The organism is Corynebacterium sp. HMSC067D03 (genome assembly GCF_001811185.1).
GTDB classification, from domain to species: Bacteria; Actinomycetota; Actinomycetes; order Mycobacteriales; family Mycobacteriaceae; genus Corynebacterium; species Corynebacterium coyleae.
Genome location: NZ_KV803844.1, coordinates 144,916 through 164,576, shown reverse-complemented (window position 1 = coordinate 164,576; position 19,661 = coordinate 144,916). Strand labels below are relative to the sequence as shown.

Sequence of the window (19,661 nt, the reverse complement as noted above, 5' to 3'; positions counted from 1 at the left end):
GTCCCCGGTGATTAGAGTCCTGCTGGCAGACGACCACGAGATCGTTCGCCTCGGCCTGCGTGCCGTGCTCGAAGAAGCGGACGACATCGAGGTCGTGGCAGAAGTTGCCACCGCGGAAGGCGCGATCGCCGCAGCGCAAGCCGGCGGCATTGACGTGGTGTTGATGGACCTGCGCTTCGGCGCCGGCGCGGAAGGCCAGCGTGTGACCACGGGTGCGCAGGCGACGGCGGAGATCCGTTCCCGGATGTCCAACCCGCCGAAGGTGCTGGTGGTGACCAACTACGACACGGATGCGGACATCCTCGGTGCGATTGAGGCCGGTGCGGTGGGCTACCTGCTGAAGGACGCCCCGCCAGAAGAGCTGGTCGCGGCGGTGCGCTCGACTGCCCGCGGTGATGCCACGATGTCGCCGGTGGTGCGCGACCGTTTGGAAACGCGCGAGCGTACGCCACGTTCGTCGCTGACGCCGCGCGAGCTGGAGGTGCTGCAACTAGTGGCTGCTGGCTCGTCGAACCGCGAGATCGGCCACGAACTCATGCTGTCTGAGGCCACCGTGAAGTCCCACCTTGTCCACATTTACGACAAGTTGGGTGTGCGCTCGCGCACCTCGGCCGTGGCGTCGGCGCGCGAGCAGGGAGTGCTCTAACTAGCGGGAGAGGCGCTCCTGGACATCGCCGGCGAGGACGTTGAGGTCCTCGTCGATGGAGTTGTGAGCCAGACGGCGCTGCTCCGGGTTGGCGTGTTCGGCGTTGCGGACGGCCTGCTCGAGTTCGTCGAGGCGCACGCTCGCGTCACGCTTGAAGCTGTCGCTGAGGTCGCTGGAGCCGGCAACGCTTGCGCGGACTGCCTCGACACGAGCCTTCAGTTCAGCGCCGCGGCCGGAGTGGCGAGCCAGATCACCAGCGGACAGGCCGAGGCCTGCTGCGTTGGCGTTCACCTGGTTCTGCTGCAGGGAGGTCAGCGCCTTGTAGATCAGCGGCAGCGCGACGGGGACAATGACGCGGGCGGCGCCGGTCCACTGCTTGGCCTTCTTCTTGGTAATGCCGGCTTCTTCGATGCGCTTCAGGTGCGCCTTGGCCAGGTCCTTTTCGTGCTTACGCTTGCGCTTGAGGCCCTTCTTCTCTTCCTTCAGCAGACGCTTTTCTGCCTTGTCCAGCAGTTCGGCGGTGCGCTTGTCGGCCTTCGCCTGATCCTTGGCCAGTTGGCGTGCGTGCACCTCAGCGGCCTTAATTTCGGCCTTGACGTTGCGGCGTGCTTTGCGGATGATGCCCAGGACACCCATGGTCGGTACTCCTTGCGTTTTCGTTTGCGTTAACTCCAAACAACTGTACCTGTCGGTCCGGCAACGCTGCCCGGGTATCGTGGCAGGCATTGTGAAACCTCCCACCGTGGGCGGGACTGCCCAACCAGCGCAGCCGGTGCGGGCATCCGATCTTGTCGGGTGCCGCTACCGGCTGCGTCAGCGACGCGCGCACCCGGATACGCCTGAGCTGCCGGATGCGCTGCTGCGCCAACCGCAGATTGATGCGGGGCGTGCAGCGGTGTTCGATGCGTTGCCGGTGAAGCGGGCGGTTGGGGATGGCCGCGGAAAGGCCTTTACGCGTATTGATATCGATCCGGGTGCGGGGGTGGATGCGCGGATCGTCGAGACGCGAATGGCGCTGAAGCGGCGCGCACACCTGATCACTAACGCGGCGCTCGAAGGCGAGATCGATGGGGCGCCTGCACTCGCGGAGGTTGACATCCTCGTGCGCACCGACCGCGGGTACGCGCCGGTGATCATCTCGAACCACCGGGTAGCGCGGGAGCATCCGACGAACGAGATGTTGATGGTGCCCACCGCCAGGCTCGGGTTGGGGCGCGCGATGACGGTGAAGGCGAAGGGCCGCCACCACACGGTGGACGGGTACCGCCTGGCCATGGCGCATGTCCTGCTGGGCACGCTTGCGGATGGTCGCGGCGGAGCGGTTGGGCAGGATCGGGCGCGCGTGTACGTTGTCGACCCCGCCCGCTACGTCCCGCAGTTGCGTGAGGCGCTCGCGGTGGAGATCCCGGACGAGCCGAAACGGATGAAACAGTGCGCATCCTGCCGGTTTTGGCCACTGTGCAAGCCGCGCCTGGAGGAACTTGACGACATCTCGCTGCTGCTTCCGGGCGGCCGCGGGGACGTGTGGCGCGAGGAGGGGATCACCACGGTGCAGTCGCTTATCGACGACGGCCCCGCCGAACCCGCAGCCATCGCCCGCGCCTGGCGCGCCGGCATCCCGGTGTTGCGGCGCGAGAAGTTAGCGCCGGTGCCGCGCGCCGACGTGGAGATCGACATCGACATGGAGGCCTACCTCGACCAGGGCGCCTACCTGTGGGGCGCGTACGACGGTGAGCAATACCGCGCGTTTGTCACCTGGGAAGACGTTGGTGGTGCGGCCGAGGAGGCGAACTTCAACGCGTTCTGGTCGTGGCTGATGCAGCGGCGCCGCGACGCGCGCGAAGCCGGCCAGACCTTCCGCGCTTACTGTTATGCGGCGGGTGGGGAGAACCATTGGCTGCGGTCGTCGGCACGCAGGTTTGCCTCGGTGGACGAGGCGGAGGTAGCCGAGTTCATTGCGTCTGAGGATTGGGTCGACGTGTTCGCCCTGGTGCGGCGTTCGCTCGTCGGTACGGATGGGCTCGGCCTGAAAGTACTCGGGCCTGTGGTCGGCTTCGCGTGGGAGGACGACGACGTGGATGGGGAACGCTCCGTGGCACTGCGCCGCGCGGGCAGGCTTGGCGATATCGAAGCGCGCGACATGCTCATCCGCTACAACGAAGACGACTGCCTGGCCACCCGTGCCGTGCGCGACTTCCTCGACGCCGGCGCGCCGGGCGTGCCACGTTTGGGCGAGGTTTAGCGGGGTTTAGCGGGGCTCCGCCTTCCACAGCGCCGCACCCGTGGCCACGAGGGCAGCAAGTAGTCCGGCGAGCACACCGACGAAACCTGCCCACGGCAACGCCTCGTACGCACGCCCGGTGGCCGCGCCCAGGATCGACGAGCCCATGTAGTAGCAGAACACGTACATGCTGGAGGCCTCCGCACGGTCGCGCTCGGCGATGAGCCCGACCCAACCGGATGCCGTGGAGTGCAGCGCGAAGAAGCTGGCGGTGAACACCAACAGGCCAAGGAGTGTGACCCAGAGTGATCCGCTGGCTGCGGCGAGCGCGCCGAGGAGCATGAGTATCGACGATGCCAGCACCACCACCCCGTGCCCGTGGCGCTTCAGCAGCACACCGGCACGTGCGCTCGACCAGGTGCCGGAGAGGTACACCACGTACACCAGGCCGGACAGTGCGGCGGGTAGGCCGAAGTCGAGCACCGCGCGGAAGCCGAAGAAGTTGTACATGGACACGAACACGCCCATGGCCACGAACGCGGTGGCGTAGAGCACCAGCAGCCGGGGGTTGCGCAGGTGGCGGGCCATCGCGCGAATTTCCGCGCTCGGCCGGATGGAGAGTTTTGGTACGAAATTGCGCTGCTCCGGAAGCAGCCACACGGCAATCACTGCCAGCAGGAAGGCAACGAGGCCGCTGCCTAACAGCGCCCACCGCCAGGAGGTGACCTCCAAAAGCCCTGCCGGGATGAGGCGACCGGTGAGCCCACCGATGCTGTTGCCGGCGATGTAGAGCCCCATCGCGCCGGGTAAGTCCCGGTGGTCGAGTTCTTCGGACAACCACGCCATGGCCACCGCCGGGGTGCCGGCGATCATCGCGCCCTGGAGGGCGCGCATGGCGATGAGTTGCTCGGCGTTTTGGGCGATGGGCAGGAGCAATCCGATGCCGGTGGCGGCCAGTGCGGAGATGACCAGGACGCGTCCGCGCCCGTACTTTTCCGACAGGATCGACGCTGGCACTACGCACAGCGCAAGGGCGCCGGTGGCGGCGGAGACCGTCAGTGCGGCGGTGGAGGGGGTGATGTCCAACTCGGTGGTGAGCGTGGGCAGTAGGGCCTGGGTTGCGTAGAGGGTGTTGAAGATGGCGAGGCCGAACGCCAGCATCGCTAGCGTTGCTTTGCGGTATTCAGGACTGCCTTTTCTCACCCTGCCTATGTTACGAAACTTCTCGCGGGGGAATTACGCAACAAAAACTTTGCGAAAATACTTGCAGTTAAGGCGACCCTAACTTAGACTGCTTCTTGAGTTCATGCGGACTCGACGTATCACAGGGAAAACAACAAGCGCCCGCCACCTCCGAAAGGAGGTGGCGGGCGCTTGTATTAGCTAGGTCGCTGCAGGTTTATGCAGAAGCCTTTGCGTAGCGCTCGTTGACGTCGTCCCAGTTGACAACGTTCCACCAAGCCTCGACGTAGTCAGCCTTGACGTTCTTGTACTGCAGGTAGAAAGCGTGCTCCCACATGTCGAGCATCAGGACCGGGGTGAAGTCCACGGAGATGTTGCCCTGCTGGTCGGTCATCTGCTGGATGATCAGGCGGCCAGCGATGTGGTCGTAACCAAGCACTGCCCAGCCGGAGCCCTGCAGGCCGTTAGCCACGGCAGCGAACTGCTTCTTAAAGCCCTCGAAGGAGCCGAAGTCGCGGTCGATAGCCTCGGCGATTGCGCCGGTCGGGTTGCCACCAGCGTTCGGTGCCATGTTCTTCCAGAAGATGGAGTGGTTCGTGTGGCCACCGAGGTTGAACGCAAGGTTCTTGGTCAGTGCGCGAATCTTATCGGCGTTTGCGTCGCCGTTGCGCTCTGCCTCAAGAGCCTCGAGTGCAGTGTTTGCGCCGTTGACGTAGTTAGCGTGGTGCTTGTCGTGGTGCAGCTGCATAATCTCTGCGGAGATGTGCGGCTCAAGTGCGTCGTATGCGTACGGGAGATCAGGAAGCACGTAAACAGCCATGATGGTTTCCTTTCGTTTGATTTCGTGTACGGCAACCATCGTAGAGAAAATTTGGGAACAGTGTTGTGCCCAAACTCGTTACAGCAAATATGGGATTTCTTTTCGCACCTGAGCCAAAGCTTGTCGACGACACCACGGCCCTCCCCGGCCGCCCCGAACCCGTCCTTGCCAACCCCCGCCCGCACGCCGTGCTGACCACCCCGATTACCGGCCCGTGGCGTGAGGGGCAGAAGCGCATCCTCATCGGGATTGGCTGCTTCTGGGGTGCGGAGAAGATGTTCTGGCAGCTCGACGGTGTTGAATCGACCTCGGTCGGCTACGGCGGCGGCATTACCCCGAACCCCACCTACCGCGAAGTCTGCTCCGGCCAGACCAACCACGTGGAGTTGGTGGAGGTGGTCTACGACCCGGAGGTGATCTCGCTGAAGGAGATCGTCAAGATTGCGCTCGAGGCGCACGACCCCACCCAGGGTTACCGTCAGGGCAACGACGTGGGCACCCAGTACCGCTCCGCCTTCTACACCGACACCGAGGAAGAGGCCGAGCAGATCCGCGAGTGGATCCGCCAGTACGAGGCAGACCTGAACAGCGCTGGCTACGGCGACATCACCACCGAAGTACGCGCCGGCGCGCCGTACTACCTCGCCGAGGAGGAGCACCAGCAGTACCTGCACAAGGTGCCCAACGGCTACTGCCCGCACCACTCCACCGGCGTGGCCTGCGGCATTTAGTAGCCGTGCTTGGAGGGGAACCCTCCGACGGGGCGGCGCAGTTTGGTGGCGTCGTTGTGGATCCAGGCGGCCACGCGCTCGATCTCGTCCTTGGAAAGCGCCACCCCTGAGTCTTCGCCGTGGATGACGCCGTTCCAATACGCCACGGTTTCCTCGTGGTAGTTGTGCCCGTGGGGCGACGGGTAGTCCTTGGAGGACAACTGGTCGATGGCGACCTGCCAGTAGGTCACCAGCGGCATCCACCGCATGGTGTGCAGCGCGTCCAAGTGCTGTTTTTTCGGTGCCGGAACCCCGCGCGAGCCCGGCTCCTTGAGCCAATCCGGCCGGCGCCACGCCAGGCTGTGGTCCCACCACACCACCGGGTCAGAGGCGTGCTGGGCGAACACGACGCGCGGGGCCTCCCACTTCTGCGCGTAGGCGTCGCCTTGGAAGTCGTGGTTGAGGTGGTCGGGGTGGGCGGTGAAGCGGACGTGGAGGCCGTCGTCGATAAGCGGAAGGCGCTCCGGAGAACCTTTTTGGCGCTGCTTAGTTAGCTCGCTGTGGTTGCGGGCGAAGCCGGGCGTGCCGGTGAACACGGCGCCGGAGGTGAGCTCGAAGAGTTCGTCGATGGACTCGAACGCGTCGGACACCCCGTAGGCGCCGAGCGATTCGCCGCCGACGAAGAGTTTCGGGCGGGAGGATTCTGGGATGTTTTCCAGTTCGCGCAGGATGTACTCGATCAACATGCGCGAGGAGCGCACCGGGTTCGTGCGGTCCGCAAGGTACGAATACGCCGAGGGCAGATACGAGTACTGCATAGCGACGATCGCACTATCGCCGCCGGTGACAAACTCGAACCCTGACGTGTGGAAGTCGTTGATCCAACCCGTGCCGGCCGCCGACATCACCGCAATGTGGGAGCGCTCAAACGCGCCGGTGCGATGCATCTCCTTAATAGCCAGGCGTGCCATCTGCTCAAAGTCCGGCTCGTCCTGCTCACGCTCCAGATCCAGGCCGACGAAGATCCGGATCGGCTCGTGCGCCTCCCGGCCGAGGACACGTTCAATGTCCTCCTTTCGCGGGCCGCCGGAGACCACCGCGCGACCCTGGCGGCCCATGAGGTTCCAATCCACCGAAGACTCCGGCGAACCCGAACGCTGCGGACGATGCGGCTGCACCGCGCCACGCATGTACTCACGGTCCAACTCGAAGGCGCGCCGGCTCGCATTGGAGAGGAACTGGCGCAGCACCACCCGGTCGCTTACCAACACCAGCAGCACACCACCGCCCACGATGGCGATTGGCCACGACGCCACCGGCGGCAACTTCTTGCCCAGCAGCTCGTTGAGCGCGTCGATGAAGGACTGGATCGCATCGCCGACCAGCAGCACCGTGCCGTAGCCGAGCGTGCCCAGCATCACGCCGCCCGCGAGGTCAGAAGCCCGGAACGTGTCGTCGCTTTGCACCAGGCGCTTCAGCCGTATGCGCCGACGGATCGAGGTGGCGAACACCGCAACCGTGGTCGCAGTCATCGCAACACGCGCCGGGCGGGGCAAACGGCCGGTCCCGGTTGGTGGGGTCGTCGGCCCGAACGCGCGCGCAAGGCCCGTCGCAACCCCGTGGCCGATGCCCTGGAGTACCGCCACGTTCGCCGCCGTTGCCCACCAGTTGTGCGGCAGCAACGACGGAGACACCGCACCCCACGTGGCAACCTCCGCGCCGACCAAACCAGAGCGAAACGCGGGCGGCAGGCGGTGCGGGCCAAGCAGGCGGATCGCGGGGGAGAGGTCCCCCAACACCTGCACCGCGCCGATCGGTACCGCCAGCCAGCCGTCGCGGCTAAACGAGAACCGTTGGCGCGCACGCCATACCGCGTTGGGCAGTTTTGCGGTGATGTTGCGGATGGCGTTGCGGGTGTCGTCGATAAGCACGCTCGCTATTGTCCCAAACTTCTTACACTCGCGGGCGGGCGCAAGGGCGAGTAGCCTGTGGGCCGTGAGCCACAACACCGCACCAAAAATCGTCGCCCACCGGGGATTTTCCGGATCCTACCCAGAACTCACACAACGCGCGTTTGAAAAGGCGCTCGAACTTCCCATCCACGGCATCGAATGCGATGTACGGCTCACCCGTGACGGGCGAGTTGTCGTCTTCCACGACCCCACGCTGATCCGCACCGCGGGCGTGCGGGGGCGCATCGACTTCAACGACTACAACGACCTGCGTGAACTGAACGTGGGCACCAAAGAAGACCCGCAGCGCATCATGCTGTTGGAAGAACTGCTCGAACTCATGCAGGACTACCCCGACAAACACATCTACATAGAGACCAAACACCCCACCCCGCACGGGCCTGAGGTGGACGAACAGACCTTCCGCATGCTCAGGTACGCGCGTCTCGACGACTCGCCGAACATCCACCTCGCATCCTTCTCCCACCGCGCGGTGCGCTACTTCACCGACATGGCGCCCGAACTGGAAACCTTCTACCTGTTCCGCCTGCGCGAGATGAAGTGGAACAAAAAGAACCGCATGTTCTCCCGCCCCTACGGTGTGGGCCCTGCGCTGCAGCACCTGCAACTGCGCACTGAGCTGCTGGGATACCGCGGTTTGAAGACGTACACCTGGACCGTAAACACACCACGTGGCATGCAATGGTGCGCCGACAAAGGCGTGGATGTGATGGCAACAGACCTGCCCGATCTCGCCCTGGAAATCTTTGGCAACCACACCGCTGTTGCGACTGACTAACTCGTTGCCCGCCAGTGTCGTGCACGCCGGTACGATTGCGCCCATGGTGCAACGCAAACCGAAGAAAAAGAAGAACCGCGCAGACCTGCCTGAGGGTATGTCGCGCCGCGAGGCAAAACTCGCAGCCCGCGCCGCTGAGCGCGAGAAGTTCCAAAAAGATCCCCGCCCGTTCGGCGGCCTGGCAGCAGAAGCCGACCTGGTTGCGCTGCAGGAGTTCGTCCCCTCTGCCGTGACCACGGTTGATGTGAAGGGCACCCCGGTCAACATTGTGACCGTCTTGCCGGGCGCGGGAGCTGCGCTCGTGCGCGAGGAGGACCAGGGCGGCGAGCGTTTCGTCGCGCTTCAGGTCACCTCCCACTCCCAGAACCCGGGCCGCGACCTCGCGTACGCCCTGAACTGGGTTGTGAATGCGAAGCCGGGCGAGACGCTGCAGTCCACCGTCGCCGACGGTTCGCAGCCGGAGCTGTCGGAGCTTCTTAGCGACGACGCCACCCTGGACATCACCACCTACCAGGACTTCTCCTGGTGGTTCCCGGAGGGGGCTTCGGTCCCGCCGCAGATCCAGCAGGCGCTGCGCCAGGCCAACGACGCCGTCCTGCCGTCTGAGAAGATCGGCGAGAACCTGCCGGGCGCAATCTGGTGGGTTAACCCGGGCGGCGGCAAGGCACACATCCGCTGGGTGCGCACCGAAGATAACGAGGCGCAGATGCTGTCCGCACTGGCACGCATCGCGGCACGTGGCGAGCTGAACCTGGGCGAGGACACCAAGTTCGCCGGCGCATTCCGCACCCACGGCCTGGTTGTTCCGGTGTTCGACCTCGACCCGTCCGTGGCGGCCGACTCCTACGAGGCAGCGCTGGCAGATCTGGACAAGAAGATCACCGCCGAGTACGCCAACGACGCTGCATTATCTGCAGACGAGCGCAAACAACTGGACAACATTAAGTCCCGTCAGGTGACTATCTAGCTAGCCGTAGACCTTCTTGCCTGCCACCCAGGTCTGCCACGTCATCGGCATACCTGGGCGGTAGGCCAGGTTGATGGCGTTTTGCGCATCCAGGATGTGCAGGTCAGCTGCCGCGCCGGGCACCAGCGTGCCCTTGGCCGGGCGGCCCTGCGGGTCCTTGCCGTCGCCGACGTTGTGACGGCGCAGCGCCTTCGCACCGCCGGTGGTGGCAGCCTCGATCGCCTCGTCGAGCGTGAGGTACTGCTGCAGCACCGCGGTGGTCACGCAGAAGTTCATCGAGGACGTAAACGACGTACCGGGGTTGAGGTTGGATGCGATGGCGACGGTGGCGCCGGCGTCGATAAGTTTGCGCCCCGGTGCAAGATCCTCGCGGGTGGACAGATCGCAGGCAGGCAGCAGCGTGGCTACGGTGTCCGAACCGGCCAGCAGCTCGAAGTCCTCATCAGAGAGGTAGTTGACGTGGTCCACGCTGGCCGCGCCCATCTCCACCGCAAGCTTCACGCCCGGGCCCTGCCCAAGCTGGTTGCCGTGCACGCGCACACCCAGGCCAACCTTTTTGCCGGCCTCGAGGACGCGGCGGGACTGCTCCTCGTTAAACGCTCCGCGCTCGCAGAACACGTCGATCCACTGCACGTGGTCCTTCACCGCATCCAGCATCGGGCCGACGACCTCGTCGATGTATTCGTCAGCGTCCGCCCCGGGCGGGACCAGGTGGGCGCCGAGGAACGTCACCTCGTCCACGTGGCGGGCGGCCACACGAGCAGCCTCTGCCTCGGACTCGACGTTCAGACCGTAGCCGGTCTTGGTTTCAAACGTGGTGGTGCCGCCCGCATGGCCTGCGGCGACGCGCTCCGCCACCAACTTATCCAGGCGCTCCTCACCTGCGGAGCGGGTGGCTTCCATGGTCACGGCGATGCCGCCGGCGGCGTAGGACTCGCCGGCCATGCGGGCCTCGAACTCTTCGGCGCGGTTGCCGTCGAAAACCATGTGGGAGTGGGAATCTACCCAGCCGGGCAGGACTGCGCGCCCGCCAACATCGACGGTTTCGGCGGCGTTTGCTGCTTCCGCGGGGGCTTCGTCGGCGGGGCCGACCCAGGCGATCACGCCGTCGTCGATAAGCAATGCTGCGTTCTTAATGGTGCCCAGCTCGGAGACCGTGCGCAGCTCGGAAATGCCAGTAATAAAGGTGCTCATGGGTGCCTTTCTTCGGAGGGCTCGTGGGGCCCAGGGTAACGAAAAGCGCTGACGCGCCCGTGAGGGAAACGTCAGCGCTCGCCGGCGCGGGATTAGTCGCGTGCCTGGAACTTCATCGGGATGCGCACGCCGCGCTCCTGCGCGACCTCGTTGGCGCGGGAGTAACCGGCATCCACGTGGCGGATGACGCCCATACCCGGATCGTTGGTGAGCACAGCCTTGAGCTTCGCCTCGGCGAGCTCGGTGCCGTCAGCCACCGTGACCTGGCCGGTGTGGATAGAACGACCCATGCCCACGCCACCACCGTGGTGGATGGATACCCAGGTCGCGCCGCCGGACACAGCGGTCATGGCGTTGAGCAGCGGCCAGTCAGCCACAGCGTCGGTGCCGTCGAGCATGGACTCGGTCTCGCGGTACGGAGACGCCACGGAGCCGGAGTCCAGGTGGTCACGGCCGATGACGATCGGTGCCTTGACCTTGCCTTCCTTGACCAGGTTGTTGAAGATCACGCCGGCCTTGGCACGCTCGCCGTAGCCCAGCCAGCAAATACGTGCCGGCAGGCCCTCGAACTCCACGTACTCCTCGGCCGCATCGAGCCAGCGGTGCAGGTGCTCGTTGTCCGGGAAAGCCTCCTTGATGGCCTGGTCGGTGACCTTGATGTCCTCCGGGTCGCCGGAAAGTGCAACCCAGCGGAACGGGCCAAGGCCCTCGCAGAACAGCGGGCGGATGTAGGCCGGGACGAAGCCCGGGAACTCAAATGCGCGGGAGTAGCCGGCCTTGCGGGCTTCGTCGCGGATGGAGTTGCCGTAGTCGAACACCTCGGCGCCCTCGTCCTGGAACTCGACCATTGCCTGGACCTGTGCGGCCATGGCTTCGCGGGCCTTCTTGGTAAAGGTGGTCGGGTCGGCGTCTGCCTCGGTGTGCCAGTCGGCGAACGGGATCTCGCTTGGCAGGTAGGACAGCGGGTCGTGCGCAGAGGTCTGGTCGGTGACGATGTCCACGGTGAACTCGCCAGCGCGGTGGCGGCGCAGCATCTCCGGGAAGACCTCGGACGCGTTGCCGACGAGGCCAACGGACAGGGCGCGCTTCTCGTTCTTCGCGTCGGTGACCAGCTTGATTGCTTCCTCGAGGTCGGTGGTGACCTCGTCGAGGTAGCGCTTGCCCTGGCGACGCTTCAGGCGGCCCTCGTCAACATCGACGATGAGGCAGGCACCACCGTTGAGGGTGACGGACAGCGGCTGTGCGCCACCCATGCCGCCGCAGCCGCCGGTCAGGGTCAGGGTGCCGGCGAGCGTGCCGTTGAAACGCTTCTTCGCCACAGCCGCGAAGGTTTCGTAGGTGCCCTGCAGGATGCCCTGGGTTGCGATGTAGATCCAGGAACCGGCCGTCATCTGGCCGTACATCATCAGGCCCTCGTCCTCGAGCTCGCGGAAATGCTCCCAGTCCGCCCAGTCGCCCACCAGGTTGGAGTTGGCGATAAGCACACGCGGCGCCCACTCGTTGGTCTTCCACACGCCGACCGGCTTGCCGGACTGGACCAGCAGCGTTTCGTCGGACTCGAGGTCCTTCAGCGTATCGACGATCGCGTCAAAGGCCTCCCAGCTTCGGGCCGCACGACCGGTGCCGCCGTAGACGACGAGATCATCGGGGCGCTCCGCAACCTCCGGATCAAGGTTGTTCTGCAGCATGCGCAGCGGGGCCTCGGTCTGCCAGGACTTTGCAGTGATCTCAGTGCCTCGCGGGGAGCGGACCTCGCGTGCACCTTCGGACCAGTTCTTCGCCATGGGAATCCTTTCTACGGCTCATTGAGTTTCGTGATGCAGGAGCACAATCCGACAGGAATGTAACCTGCGTTACATTGAGGATAAGGGAGCAATGTGGTTGCTGGAATACAGTTTTTGCCCGGTTTGTCTCGGATCCGAGACAGACCGGGCAGTGGGGGTTAGAAGATCAGGTACGCAATCGGCACCGTCAGGATGATGGACAGCACCACGCGCTGGAACCAGATGATCACCATGTGGCTGATCTTCAACGGGATGTCCGTGGCCAGCACCGCCGGGATCATCGAGGAGAAGAAGAACACCTGGCTGATGGAGACCACACCAACGGTGAAGCGCAGTACGTCAGACTCGTTGCCAGCCGCCAGCGTTGCCGGCAGGAACAGCTCAGAGAGGCCGATGGCAAACGCCTCGGACGCGAGCCACGGATCCGGCAACTGGAACACCCACGCGAGCGGATAGAACAGCGCGCCCAGAATCTTGAACGCCGGGGTGTAGAACGCCAGCGCCAAGCCGATGATGCCAACAGCCATGATGCCCGGGATGACCTGGATGGTCATGATCACGCCGTCTTTGAAGTTGCGCCAAATGGTCTTCGGCAGCGACTCCGCCTGCGCCAGGAACGCCTTCGCTTCCTTCCAAGCGGCGGCAAACAGGTTGCCCTCCACGCGCTCTTCCGGCTGCGGGGTGGCACCGGGGTAGTAGTCGTCCGGGATCGTGCTCAGCGGAGGGATGCGGACAATAACCACGGTGACCAGGAAACACACGATGAGGGTGACCGCGAAGTACACGCCCCAGATCTCCATCAGGTCCAGCGTTCGCGCCACAACCACCATGAACGTTGCGGACGCGGTGGAGAACCCAGCCGCGATGATCGACGCTTCGCGCGCCGTATAGCCGCCGGTGCGGTAGACGCGGTTGGTGATCAACAAGCCCAGCGAATACGAGCCCAGGAAGGACGCCACCGCGTCAACGGCAGACTTGCCCGGCGTGCGATACACCGGCCGCATGAACCGCTGCACCATCACACCGATGAATTCCATTAGGCCGAATCCAACCAACAAACCCAAAAACACCGCGCCGACTGGGATAAGCAGGCCGACGGGGATGACGAGTTTGTTCAGGATGAAGGGGCCGAGGCGTTCGTCGAAAAGAAATGCGGGGCCGAAGTTGAACACGAGCATCGCGCACAACACCACCGCCAGCGCGGACAGGAACGCGAACACGGCACGCGCTTTATCCTCGCGCCACTTGCCGGTGGCGAATTGGTAGACGGCGCCGGCGGTGATCATCACCAAGGTGATGTACGGCAACGCCGGACCAAGCGCCGCTTGCAGCCAGCTCACAATGTGATCCAGCAGAATCGTGTTCTTCTCTCCGACAGTAAACGGGACGAAGAACGCAAAGGAACCGATCGCGCTGTAGAGGAAAAACCTCCACTTGTTCTTCGGCTCCAGGCTGTCCACCTCGTGCTCGGGTGGAAGGGACGGGACGGCGGCAATATTGTCGCCCGGAATCCAACGGGTGCTGCCACCACGACGTGGGGTCTGCGTTTTATCCATGGTGCTGCTCCTTTACGGAACTCAGGTGGTGCGCGGATCTTCGCTCAACCAGGACTGGATACGTTCGTTGTCTTGCCCCAACTCCGGCGCCGGCGTCGGCTTTTCCATGCCGGCGAGTTTGAGTGGGGAGGCGAGGGTGCGGAACCCATCCGTTTCTTCAACCACCACGCCACGCTCCTGGGCGAACGGGCTACGCAGCGCCTCGTCCAGGTCGTACACGCGGGCGGTGGGCACGCCATGTTCTTCAAACAGGGCGATGGTCTCCGAGCGTGTCTTCGTGCTCAGCGCTTCTTCGATCAGTTCGCGCAGCGCAACCCGGTTGTCGGAGCGGGCCACCGGCTCTGCAAAGCGATGGTCGGTGGCCATCTCCGGGATGCCCAGCGCGTTGGCCAGGCGCTTGAACAGCCGGTTCGTGGTGATCGCGATGACTACGTCGCCGTCCTTGGTCGCATACGTGGAAAACGGCGCTGACAGGCCGTGGTCGTTGCCGATGCGGGTGGGCGGGGTGTCGTCGTAAAGCGCACGCATGCCTACGGACTCCATGACGGAGATGAGCGAGTCGTACATAGCAAGGTCCAAATGCTGGCCGGTGCCGGTGGATTCACGCTGGTAGAGCGCCGAAACCGTGCCGATTGCGGCGTAGAGGCCCGGGATGAGATCACCCAGCGAGATGCCCACGCGCGTCGGCTTGCTGTTCGGCCAACCCGTAATCGACATCAGGCCACTCATCGCCTGCGCAACCAGGTCGTACGCCGGTTCCTTGGCAAGCGAGCCCGTCTGGCCGAAGCCGGAGATACTCGTGACCACGAGGCGCGGGTTGATCTCCAGCAAATCCTTCGGCGCAAGGCCGAGCTTCTCAAGCACACCAGGGCGGAAATTTTCGACGACCACATCAGCGCGGCGGACCAGATCACGCAACACTTCCTTGTCGTCGTCGTTCTTGAAGTCCAGCGTGATGCCCATCTTCGAGCGGTTGAACAGGCGGTAGTAGGCGGACGTGCCGTCGACGAACGGGCCGAACTGGCGCGAATCGTCGCCCCACGGCGACTCCACCTTGATCACCTCGGCGCCCAGATCCGCCAGGATCATGGAGCAGAACGGTCCCGCGAGCACGCGGGAAAGGTCAAGGACACGGATTCCGGAAAGCGGTGCATTCATAGTGTTTCCTCCTGCGTGGACTAGACGAAGGCCGATTCGCCCGTGATGGAACGACCGACGATGAGCTGGTTGATGTCGTAGGTGCCCTCGTAGGAGTAGATCGCCTCGGCATCGTTGAAGATCTTCGCCATGCGGTAATCCGAGATCAGGCCGTTGCCGCCGAGGATCTCGCGGCCGAGCGCGACCGTCTCACGCATGAGCTTCGAGGTGAACGCCTTGGCCAGCGCGGACTGCTCGTTGTTCGCGGAACCGCGATCCTCCATGCGGGCCAACTGGGCCATCATCGACTCGGAGGCAACGAGGTTGCCCTGCATGGTGGCCAGCTTGTTCTGGTTGAGCTGGAACGAGGAGATCTTCTTGCCAAACTGGATGCGCTCATCCGCGTAGCCGAGTGCCACGTCGAGCGCGCCCATCTGCGTACCGACGGCCTGCCAACCCACCGTGGAACGTGCACTCTTGAACACCTTGTTGATGTCCTTGAACGAGTTCGCCCCCTCGAGCTTGTCGCTGTCCGGAACAAACACGTTGTCCAGGGTGATGTCGGCGTTTTGCACCGCGCGGATGGCAATGCGGTTTTCCATCAGCGTGGCCGTGTAGCCCTCGGAGGTGGTGTCCACGATGAAGCCCTTGACCTGCTCATCCTCCGGGTCGCGGGCGTAGACGGCGACGTAGTCGGAGAAGGTGGCGTTGCCGATCCAACGCTTCGCGCCGTTGAGGATCCAGCCGCCATCCACCTTAGTGGCGGTGGTGCGCATGCCCTGGGCGACGTCGGAGCCGGCCTCCGGCTCCGTGATCGCAAGCACGCCTGTCTTGCGCACGGCGTAGAGGTCCGGCAGCCAGCGCTCCTTCTGCTCCTCCGAGCCGAGCAGCTCGATGCTGCCGGTGAACAGGCCGTCCTGGCCGGAGAAAAACGTGCCTACGGAACCGTCGGCGCGGTGAATCTCCGCCGCGACGAGGCCGGCCAGCAGGCGGGAGCGACCCTGGCCGCGCACGAGGCTGATGATGTTGAGCTCGCCAATCGACGGCAGCAGCTCGTGCGGGAACTCCGAACGGTTCCAATAGTCCACCGCGATCGGAAGCACCTTCTCCTTTGCCCAATCGCGGACGTTGTAGAGGATGTCCTTTTCCTCCGTGGACAGTTCGCTTTCAAAGTCGTAGAAATCGCCATTCGGGTACCGGCCAGCCATGGTGAGACTCCAATCACAATCTGCGGGGGTTAATGATGTAGGCGACAGTGTATGAAGTTTCCCGTGGTAAGAAAGGGGGCAGTGTCGCCAGTTGTCTGGGTTCCCAGACTATTGGTGATGCGTAATAGAAAACGGGCGGCGCCGATGCTGCGGCGCCGCCCGTTGAGTAGTGCGGTTTAGCGAAGTGTGCCCACAACCGCCTCAACGGCCGTGACGTAATCGCCGCCCTTGACCAAATGCACGGAATGCTCAATCTCCGGGGCCAGGAAACGATCGGTGCCCGGGCCCTCCACATGCTTACGCAGCGTGGCCAGAGCTGCACCGGTGCCGACGGACGGCTCACCCTCGCGCATGTCCAGCGCACGCGCGGCGGTGAGGATCTCCACTGCGAGCACGCGCTGCAGGCCATCGATGCTGCGGCGCAGCTTGCGGCCCGCCGACCAGCCCATGGAAACGTGGTCCTCCTGCATCGCGGACGACGGGATCGAATCCGCAGACGCCGGCACCGCGTTGCGCTTGAGCTCGCCGACAATGCCTGCCTGCGTGTACTGGGCGATCATGTGGCCGGAATCCACGCCCGGGTCGCCCGCGAGGAATGCGTTGAGGCCGCGGTTGCGCGCCGGGTCGAGGAAGCGGTCCGTGCGGCGCTCGCTAATCGACGCCAAATCTGCCACCACAATCGCCAAAAAGTCCAACACGTACGCAACTGGTGCGCCATGGAAGTTGCCGTTCGAGGCGACACGGCCGTCCTTGGCCACCACCGGGTTGTCGTTCGCGGCGGCGAGCTCGCGGTCCGCCACCGTGGTCACGTACGTCAGTGTGTCGCGGAAACCGCCGGCGACCTGCGGGGTGCAACGGATCGAGTACGCATCCTGCACGTCGTTAGCCTTGAAGCCCTCGAGCGCAGCTGTCAGAATCGGCGAATCTGCCGCAATGGTGCGGATGTTGTACGCGGCATCCGCCTGGCCCGGGTGTGGGCGCAGCTGCTGCAGGTCGTCGTCGAAAACAGACAGCGTGCCGTTGAGACCCTCCACGCTCATCGCGGTTGCGATGTCCGAAACCTTGGCCGCCTCGCGCAGGTCCGCGATGGCCAGGCACAGCATGCCGAGCATGCCATCGGTGCCGTTGATCAGCGCCAAGCCTTCCTTTTCGCGCAGAACCAACGGCTCGATGCCGGCCTGGGCAAGGGCGTCAGCGGCCGGAACGATTTCGCCACCCTTGACGCGGACCTCGCCCTCGCCCAGCAGGGCCAGGGCGCAGTGGGCCAGCGGCGCCAGGTCGCCGGAGCAGCCCAGCGAACCGAACTCGCGCACCACCGGCGTGATCCCAGCGTTCAGCGCGGCGGCGTAGGTCTCCGCCACCACCGGGCGCACACCCGTGCGGCCCGTGCACAGCGTGGACAGGCGCAGCAGCATCAGCGCGCGAATGACTTCTTTTTCCACCTCCGGGCCGGAGCCCGCGGCGTGGGAGCGCACCAGCGATACCTGCAGCTGCGCGCGCATATCTTCCGGGATGTGCTTCGTGGCCAGGGCGCCAAAGCCAGTGGAGACGCCGTAGACCGGGGTCGGGTCCGCAGCGAGCTCCTCGATGCGCTCACGGGTAGCGGCGATTTCCTCGAGCGCCGCCGGATCGATCTCAACGTTTGCGCCGTAGCGCGCGACGGCGACGACGTCCTCAACGGACAGCGCGCCGATGCCTACTGTGACGGGGGTAATAGTTGTCATGCGTGCGATGCTAGATCACACCGGTGTAGTGCTCAACGATTACCAAAAAACTGCGTACGCAAGCGGGCCGAAGCATCCGTCAGCGCTCCGAGAAGCTCCTGCTTGTCGGCACTTCCCACCGGGAACGTCGCCGCAAGCGCCGCCGCCGGTCGCTCCAGATGGTCCAGCACCGCAACCGCCACGGACTCCTGCCCGCGCGAGACTTCCTCGCATTCGCTTTCCCAGCCGTGCTCGCGGACGTCGATAAGCTGCGCTTTGACCTCGCTGTACCGACGACGCTCGCCGGACGACGTGAACACCGCGCGCAACTCCGCGTCCGGCAAATACGCGAGCATGATGCGACCCGACGCCGTAGCCAACGCCGGCAAACGCACACCAACCTCCGTCACCAACGACACCGCCCCCGGAGCACGCACCTCGTGCAGGTACACAATCTCCGACCCGGCCAGGCGCGTCAGGTGAGCCGAACCCCCAGCAAACGCAGCAATACGGGCGAGAGGCTTCGTCGCGAGCCGCACCAGCGGCTGCTGCGTGGTGTACGCCTGCGACATCCGGTACGCCGCCAACCCCAACCCGTACGTGCCCGGGTTTTTCAAGTGCACCACAAAGCCGGAATCCTCCAACTCGCGCAGCAAGTGGTACGTCGTCGAACGGGGCAGCTCCAACTCGCGTTGAATACGGGTCGCAGAAATCGGCGCATCTGTAGTGGACAGCAGCGACAGGATGCGCAGCACATTGTGCGCAGCGGGAACCTGGGGCTTATTCATCGCCTCTCAGTATGCCCCGACGCTAGGCTCGTGTGGCATGAATACAGTCACAGCACCACTTTTCGCACCCGCACCCGACTGGACCGGCCGCGACGACGGCCCCGGCGCCGAGCACGCCCGCTGGCACAGCGAGGTCTCCACCAACGCCGAACCGCACGAAGGAGCCGTGCACCTCATCGGCTTTGCCTCCGACGAAGGCGTTGAGCGCAACGGCGGCCGCCAAGGCGCCGCCCAGGGCCCCGACGCGTTGCGCGCCGCACTCGGCTCCCTCGCTATTCACGACGAGCGCACGCTTATCGACGCCGGCACCGTCACCACCCAAAACGACGACCTCGAAACCGCGCAACGGACCCTTTCCGACAAGGTGTATGACCTCGTCACCGCGCAAGGCGCAGACGGCATGACCGTCGTGCTTGGCGGCGGACACGAAACCTCCTTTGCCACCCACCGCGGCGCCTACGAGGCCATCGGCCCGATGCACATCATCAACTTCGACGCCCACTTCGACCTGCGCACCGCCAGCCGACCCACCTCCGGCACACCCTTCCGCCAGATCGCCGACCTAGCGGGCAGCGACTTCGACTACTCCGTCTTCGGCATCTCCCAGCCCAACAACACCAAGGTGCTCTTCGACACCGCCGACGACCTCGGTGTGACCACCGTGCTGGACACCGAACTTGCTGAAATGTCGATGCGCGAAGCCGTCTACCGCGCCCTCGCCTCCGTCGACGGTGATCTGCCGATCCACCTCTCCATCGACCTCGACGTACTGCCCGCCGCCGTCGCGCCGGGCGTGTCCGCCCCCGCGGGCTTCGGCGTGGACTACGCGAAATTGCGCGCCATGGTCGCCGCCGTCGCCGCCACCGGCCGGGTCGCACTGCTCGACGTTGTGGAACTCAACCCCGACTACGACGTAGATAACCGCACCGCCAAAGCCGCGGCGCGGCTTATCGACGATGCGGTAACGGCGGCGGCAGGGCGTCGTCGCTAAGCA

The 19,661-nt window shown here is 64.7% G+C and carries 17 protein-coding genes; 6 read left to right on the top strand and 11 right to left on the bottom strand.

What is annotated here, in order from left to right:
• Positions 1 to 7 precede the first annotated feature (7 nt).
• Positions 8 to 646: a LuxR C-terminal-related transcriptional regulator gene (locus tag HMPREF2785_RS11325; protein ID WP_070422656.1), complete on the top strand. Its 639-nt coding sequence runs from the start codon at positions 8 to 10 to the stop codon at positions 644 to 646.
• On the opposite strand, the gene HMPREF2785_RS11320 is transcribed toward HMPREF2785_RS11325, so the two are convergent.
• Positions 647 to 1,282 (bottom strand): DUF6474 family protein, encoded by a 636-nt coding sequence (locus HMPREF2785_RS11320; RefSeq protein ID WP_070615655.1) that lies wholly within the window; start codon positions 1,280 to 1,282, stop codon positions 647 to 649.
• 91 nt (positions 1,283 to 1,373) lie between these two features.
• Here HMPREF2785_RS11320 and HMPREF2785_RS11315 point away from each other — a divergent pair, with 91 nt between their 5' ends.
• The gene (locus HMPREF2785_RS11315; protein WP_246821261.1) at positions 1,374 to 2,888 is read left to right on the top strand and encodes a TM0106 family RecB-like putative nuclease; all 1,515 of its coding nucleotides are present in this window, start codon (positions 1,374 to 1,376) and stop codon (positions 2,886 to 2,888) included.
• 6 nt (positions 2,889 to 2,894) lie between these two features.
• On the opposite strand, the gene HMPREF2785_RS11310 is transcribed toward HMPREF2785_RS11315, so the two are convergent.
• Positions 2,895 to 4,028: an MFS transporter gene (locus HMPREF2785_RS11310; RefSeq protein WP_083308985.1), complete on the bottom strand. Its 1,134-nt coding sequence runs from the start codon at positions 4,026 to 4,028 to the stop codon at positions 2,895 to 2,897.
• A 238-nt stretch (positions 4,029 to 4,266) separates the two neighbouring features.
• Positions 4,267 to 4,869 carry a superoxide dismutase gene (locus HMPREF2785_RS11305; protein WP_070422653.1) on the bottom strand — a complete coding sequence of 201 codons (603 nt, stop codon included), beginning with the start codon at positions 4,867 to 4,869 and terminating at the stop codon, positions 4,267 to 4,269.
• Positions 4,870 to 4,958: 89 nt separating this feature from the next.
• Here HMPREF2785_RS11305 and msrA point away from each other — a divergent pair, with 89 nt between their 5' ends.
• On the top strand, positions 4,959 to 5,600 hold the full coding sequence (gene msrA / locus HMPREF2785_RS11300; protein ID WP_070615649.1) for a peptide-methionine (S)-S-oxide reductase MsrA: 642 nt from the start codon (positions 4,959 to 4,961) through the stop codon (positions 5,598 to 5,600).
• On the opposite strand, the gene HMPREF2785_RS11295 is transcribed toward msrA, so the two are convergent.
• Positions 5,597 to 7,510, bottom strand: coding sequence for an alpha/beta-hydrolase family protein (locus HMPREF2785_RS11295; protein WP_246821258.1), 1,914 nt, complete (start codon positions 7,508 to 7,510; stop codon positions 5,597 to 5,599). The genes msrA and HMPREF2785_RS11295 overlap by 4 nt on opposite strands.
• A 64-nt stretch (positions 7,511 to 7,574) precedes the next feature.
• On the opposite strand from HMPREF2785_RS11295, the gene HMPREF2785_RS11290 reads away from it, so the two are divergent.
• Positions 7,575 to 8,330, top strand: coding sequence for a glycerophosphodiester phosphodiesterase family protein (locus HMPREF2785_RS11290; protein ID WP_070615647.1), 756 nt, complete (start codon positions 7,575 to 7,577; stop codon positions 8,328 to 8,330).
• Positions 8,331 to 8,373: 43 nt separating this feature from the next.
• Positions 8,374 to 9,297: a DUF5926 family protein gene (locus tag HMPREF2785_RS11285; protein WP_070615644.1), complete on the top strand. Its 924-nt coding sequence runs from the start codon at positions 8,374 to 8,376 to the stop codon at positions 9,295 to 9,297.
• On the opposite strand, the gene hutI is transcribed toward HMPREF2785_RS11285, so the two are convergent.
• The 7 genes from hutI to HMPREF2785_RS11250 form a co-directional block, all read right to left on the bottom strand.
• Positions 9,298 to 10,491 carry an imidazolonepropionase gene (gene hutI, locus HMPREF2785_RS11280; RefSeq protein ID WP_070615641.1) on the bottom strand — a complete coding sequence of 398 codons (1,194 nt, stop codon included), beginning with the start codon at positions 10,489 to 10,491 and terminating at the stop codon, positions 9,298 to 9,300.
• Between the two features lie 92 nt (positions 10,492 to 10,583).
• Entirely contained in the window at positions 10,584 to 12,275 is a 1,692-nt protein-coding gene (gene hutU, locus HMPREF2785_RS11275; RefSeq protein WP_083308984.1) for a urocanate hydratase, read from the bottom strand.
• A gap of 158 nt (positions 12,276 to 12,433) precedes the next feature.
• Positions 12,434 to 13,831, bottom strand: a complete 1,398-nt coding sequence (locus tag HMPREF2785_RS11270) for a YjiH family protein (protein ID WP_141750699.1) — start codon at positions 13,829 to 13,831, stop codon at positions 12,434 to 12,436.
• A gap of 21 nt (positions 13,832 to 13,852) precedes the next feature.
• A complete protein-coding gene (locus HMPREF2785_RS11265) occupies positions 13,853 to 14,989 on the bottom strand; it encodes a CaiB/BaiF CoA transferase family protein (RefSeq protein ID WP_070615637.1) in 1,137 nt (378 codons plus the stop codon).
• A 20-nt stretch (positions 14,990 to 15,009) separates the two neighbouring features.
• Complete coding sequence (locus HMPREF2785_RS11260) at positions 15,010 to 16,176, bottom strand: acyl-CoA dehydrogenase family protein (protein WP_070422648.1); 1,167 nt, start codon at positions 16,174 to 16,176, stop codon at positions 15,010 to 15,012.
• A gap of 176 nt (positions 16,177 to 16,352) precedes the next feature.
• Positions 16,353 to 17,900 (bottom strand): histidine ammonia-lyase, encoded by a 1,548-nt coding sequence (gene hutH / locus HMPREF2785_RS11255; protein ID WP_070615634.1) that lies wholly within the window; start codon positions 17,898 to 17,900, stop codon positions 16,353 to 16,355.
• A gap of 32 nt (positions 17,901 to 17,932) precedes the next feature.
• Positions 17,933 to 18,667, bottom strand: a complete 735-nt coding sequence (locus HMPREF2785_RS11250; protein ID WP_070615631.1) for an IclR family transcriptional regulator — start codon at positions 18,665 to 18,667, stop codon at positions 17,933 to 17,935.
• Between the two features lie 37 nt (positions 18,668 to 18,704).
• On the opposite strand from HMPREF2785_RS11250, the gene hutG reads away from it, so the two are divergent.
• The gene (gene hutG, locus HMPREF2785_RS11245; RefSeq protein WP_070615629.1) at positions 18,705 to 19,658 is read left to right on the top strand and encodes a formimidoylglutamase; all 954 of its coding nucleotides are present in this window, start codon (positions 18,705 to 18,707) and stop codon (positions 19,656 to 19,658) included.
• Positions 19,659 to 19,661: the final 3 nt, after the last annotated feature.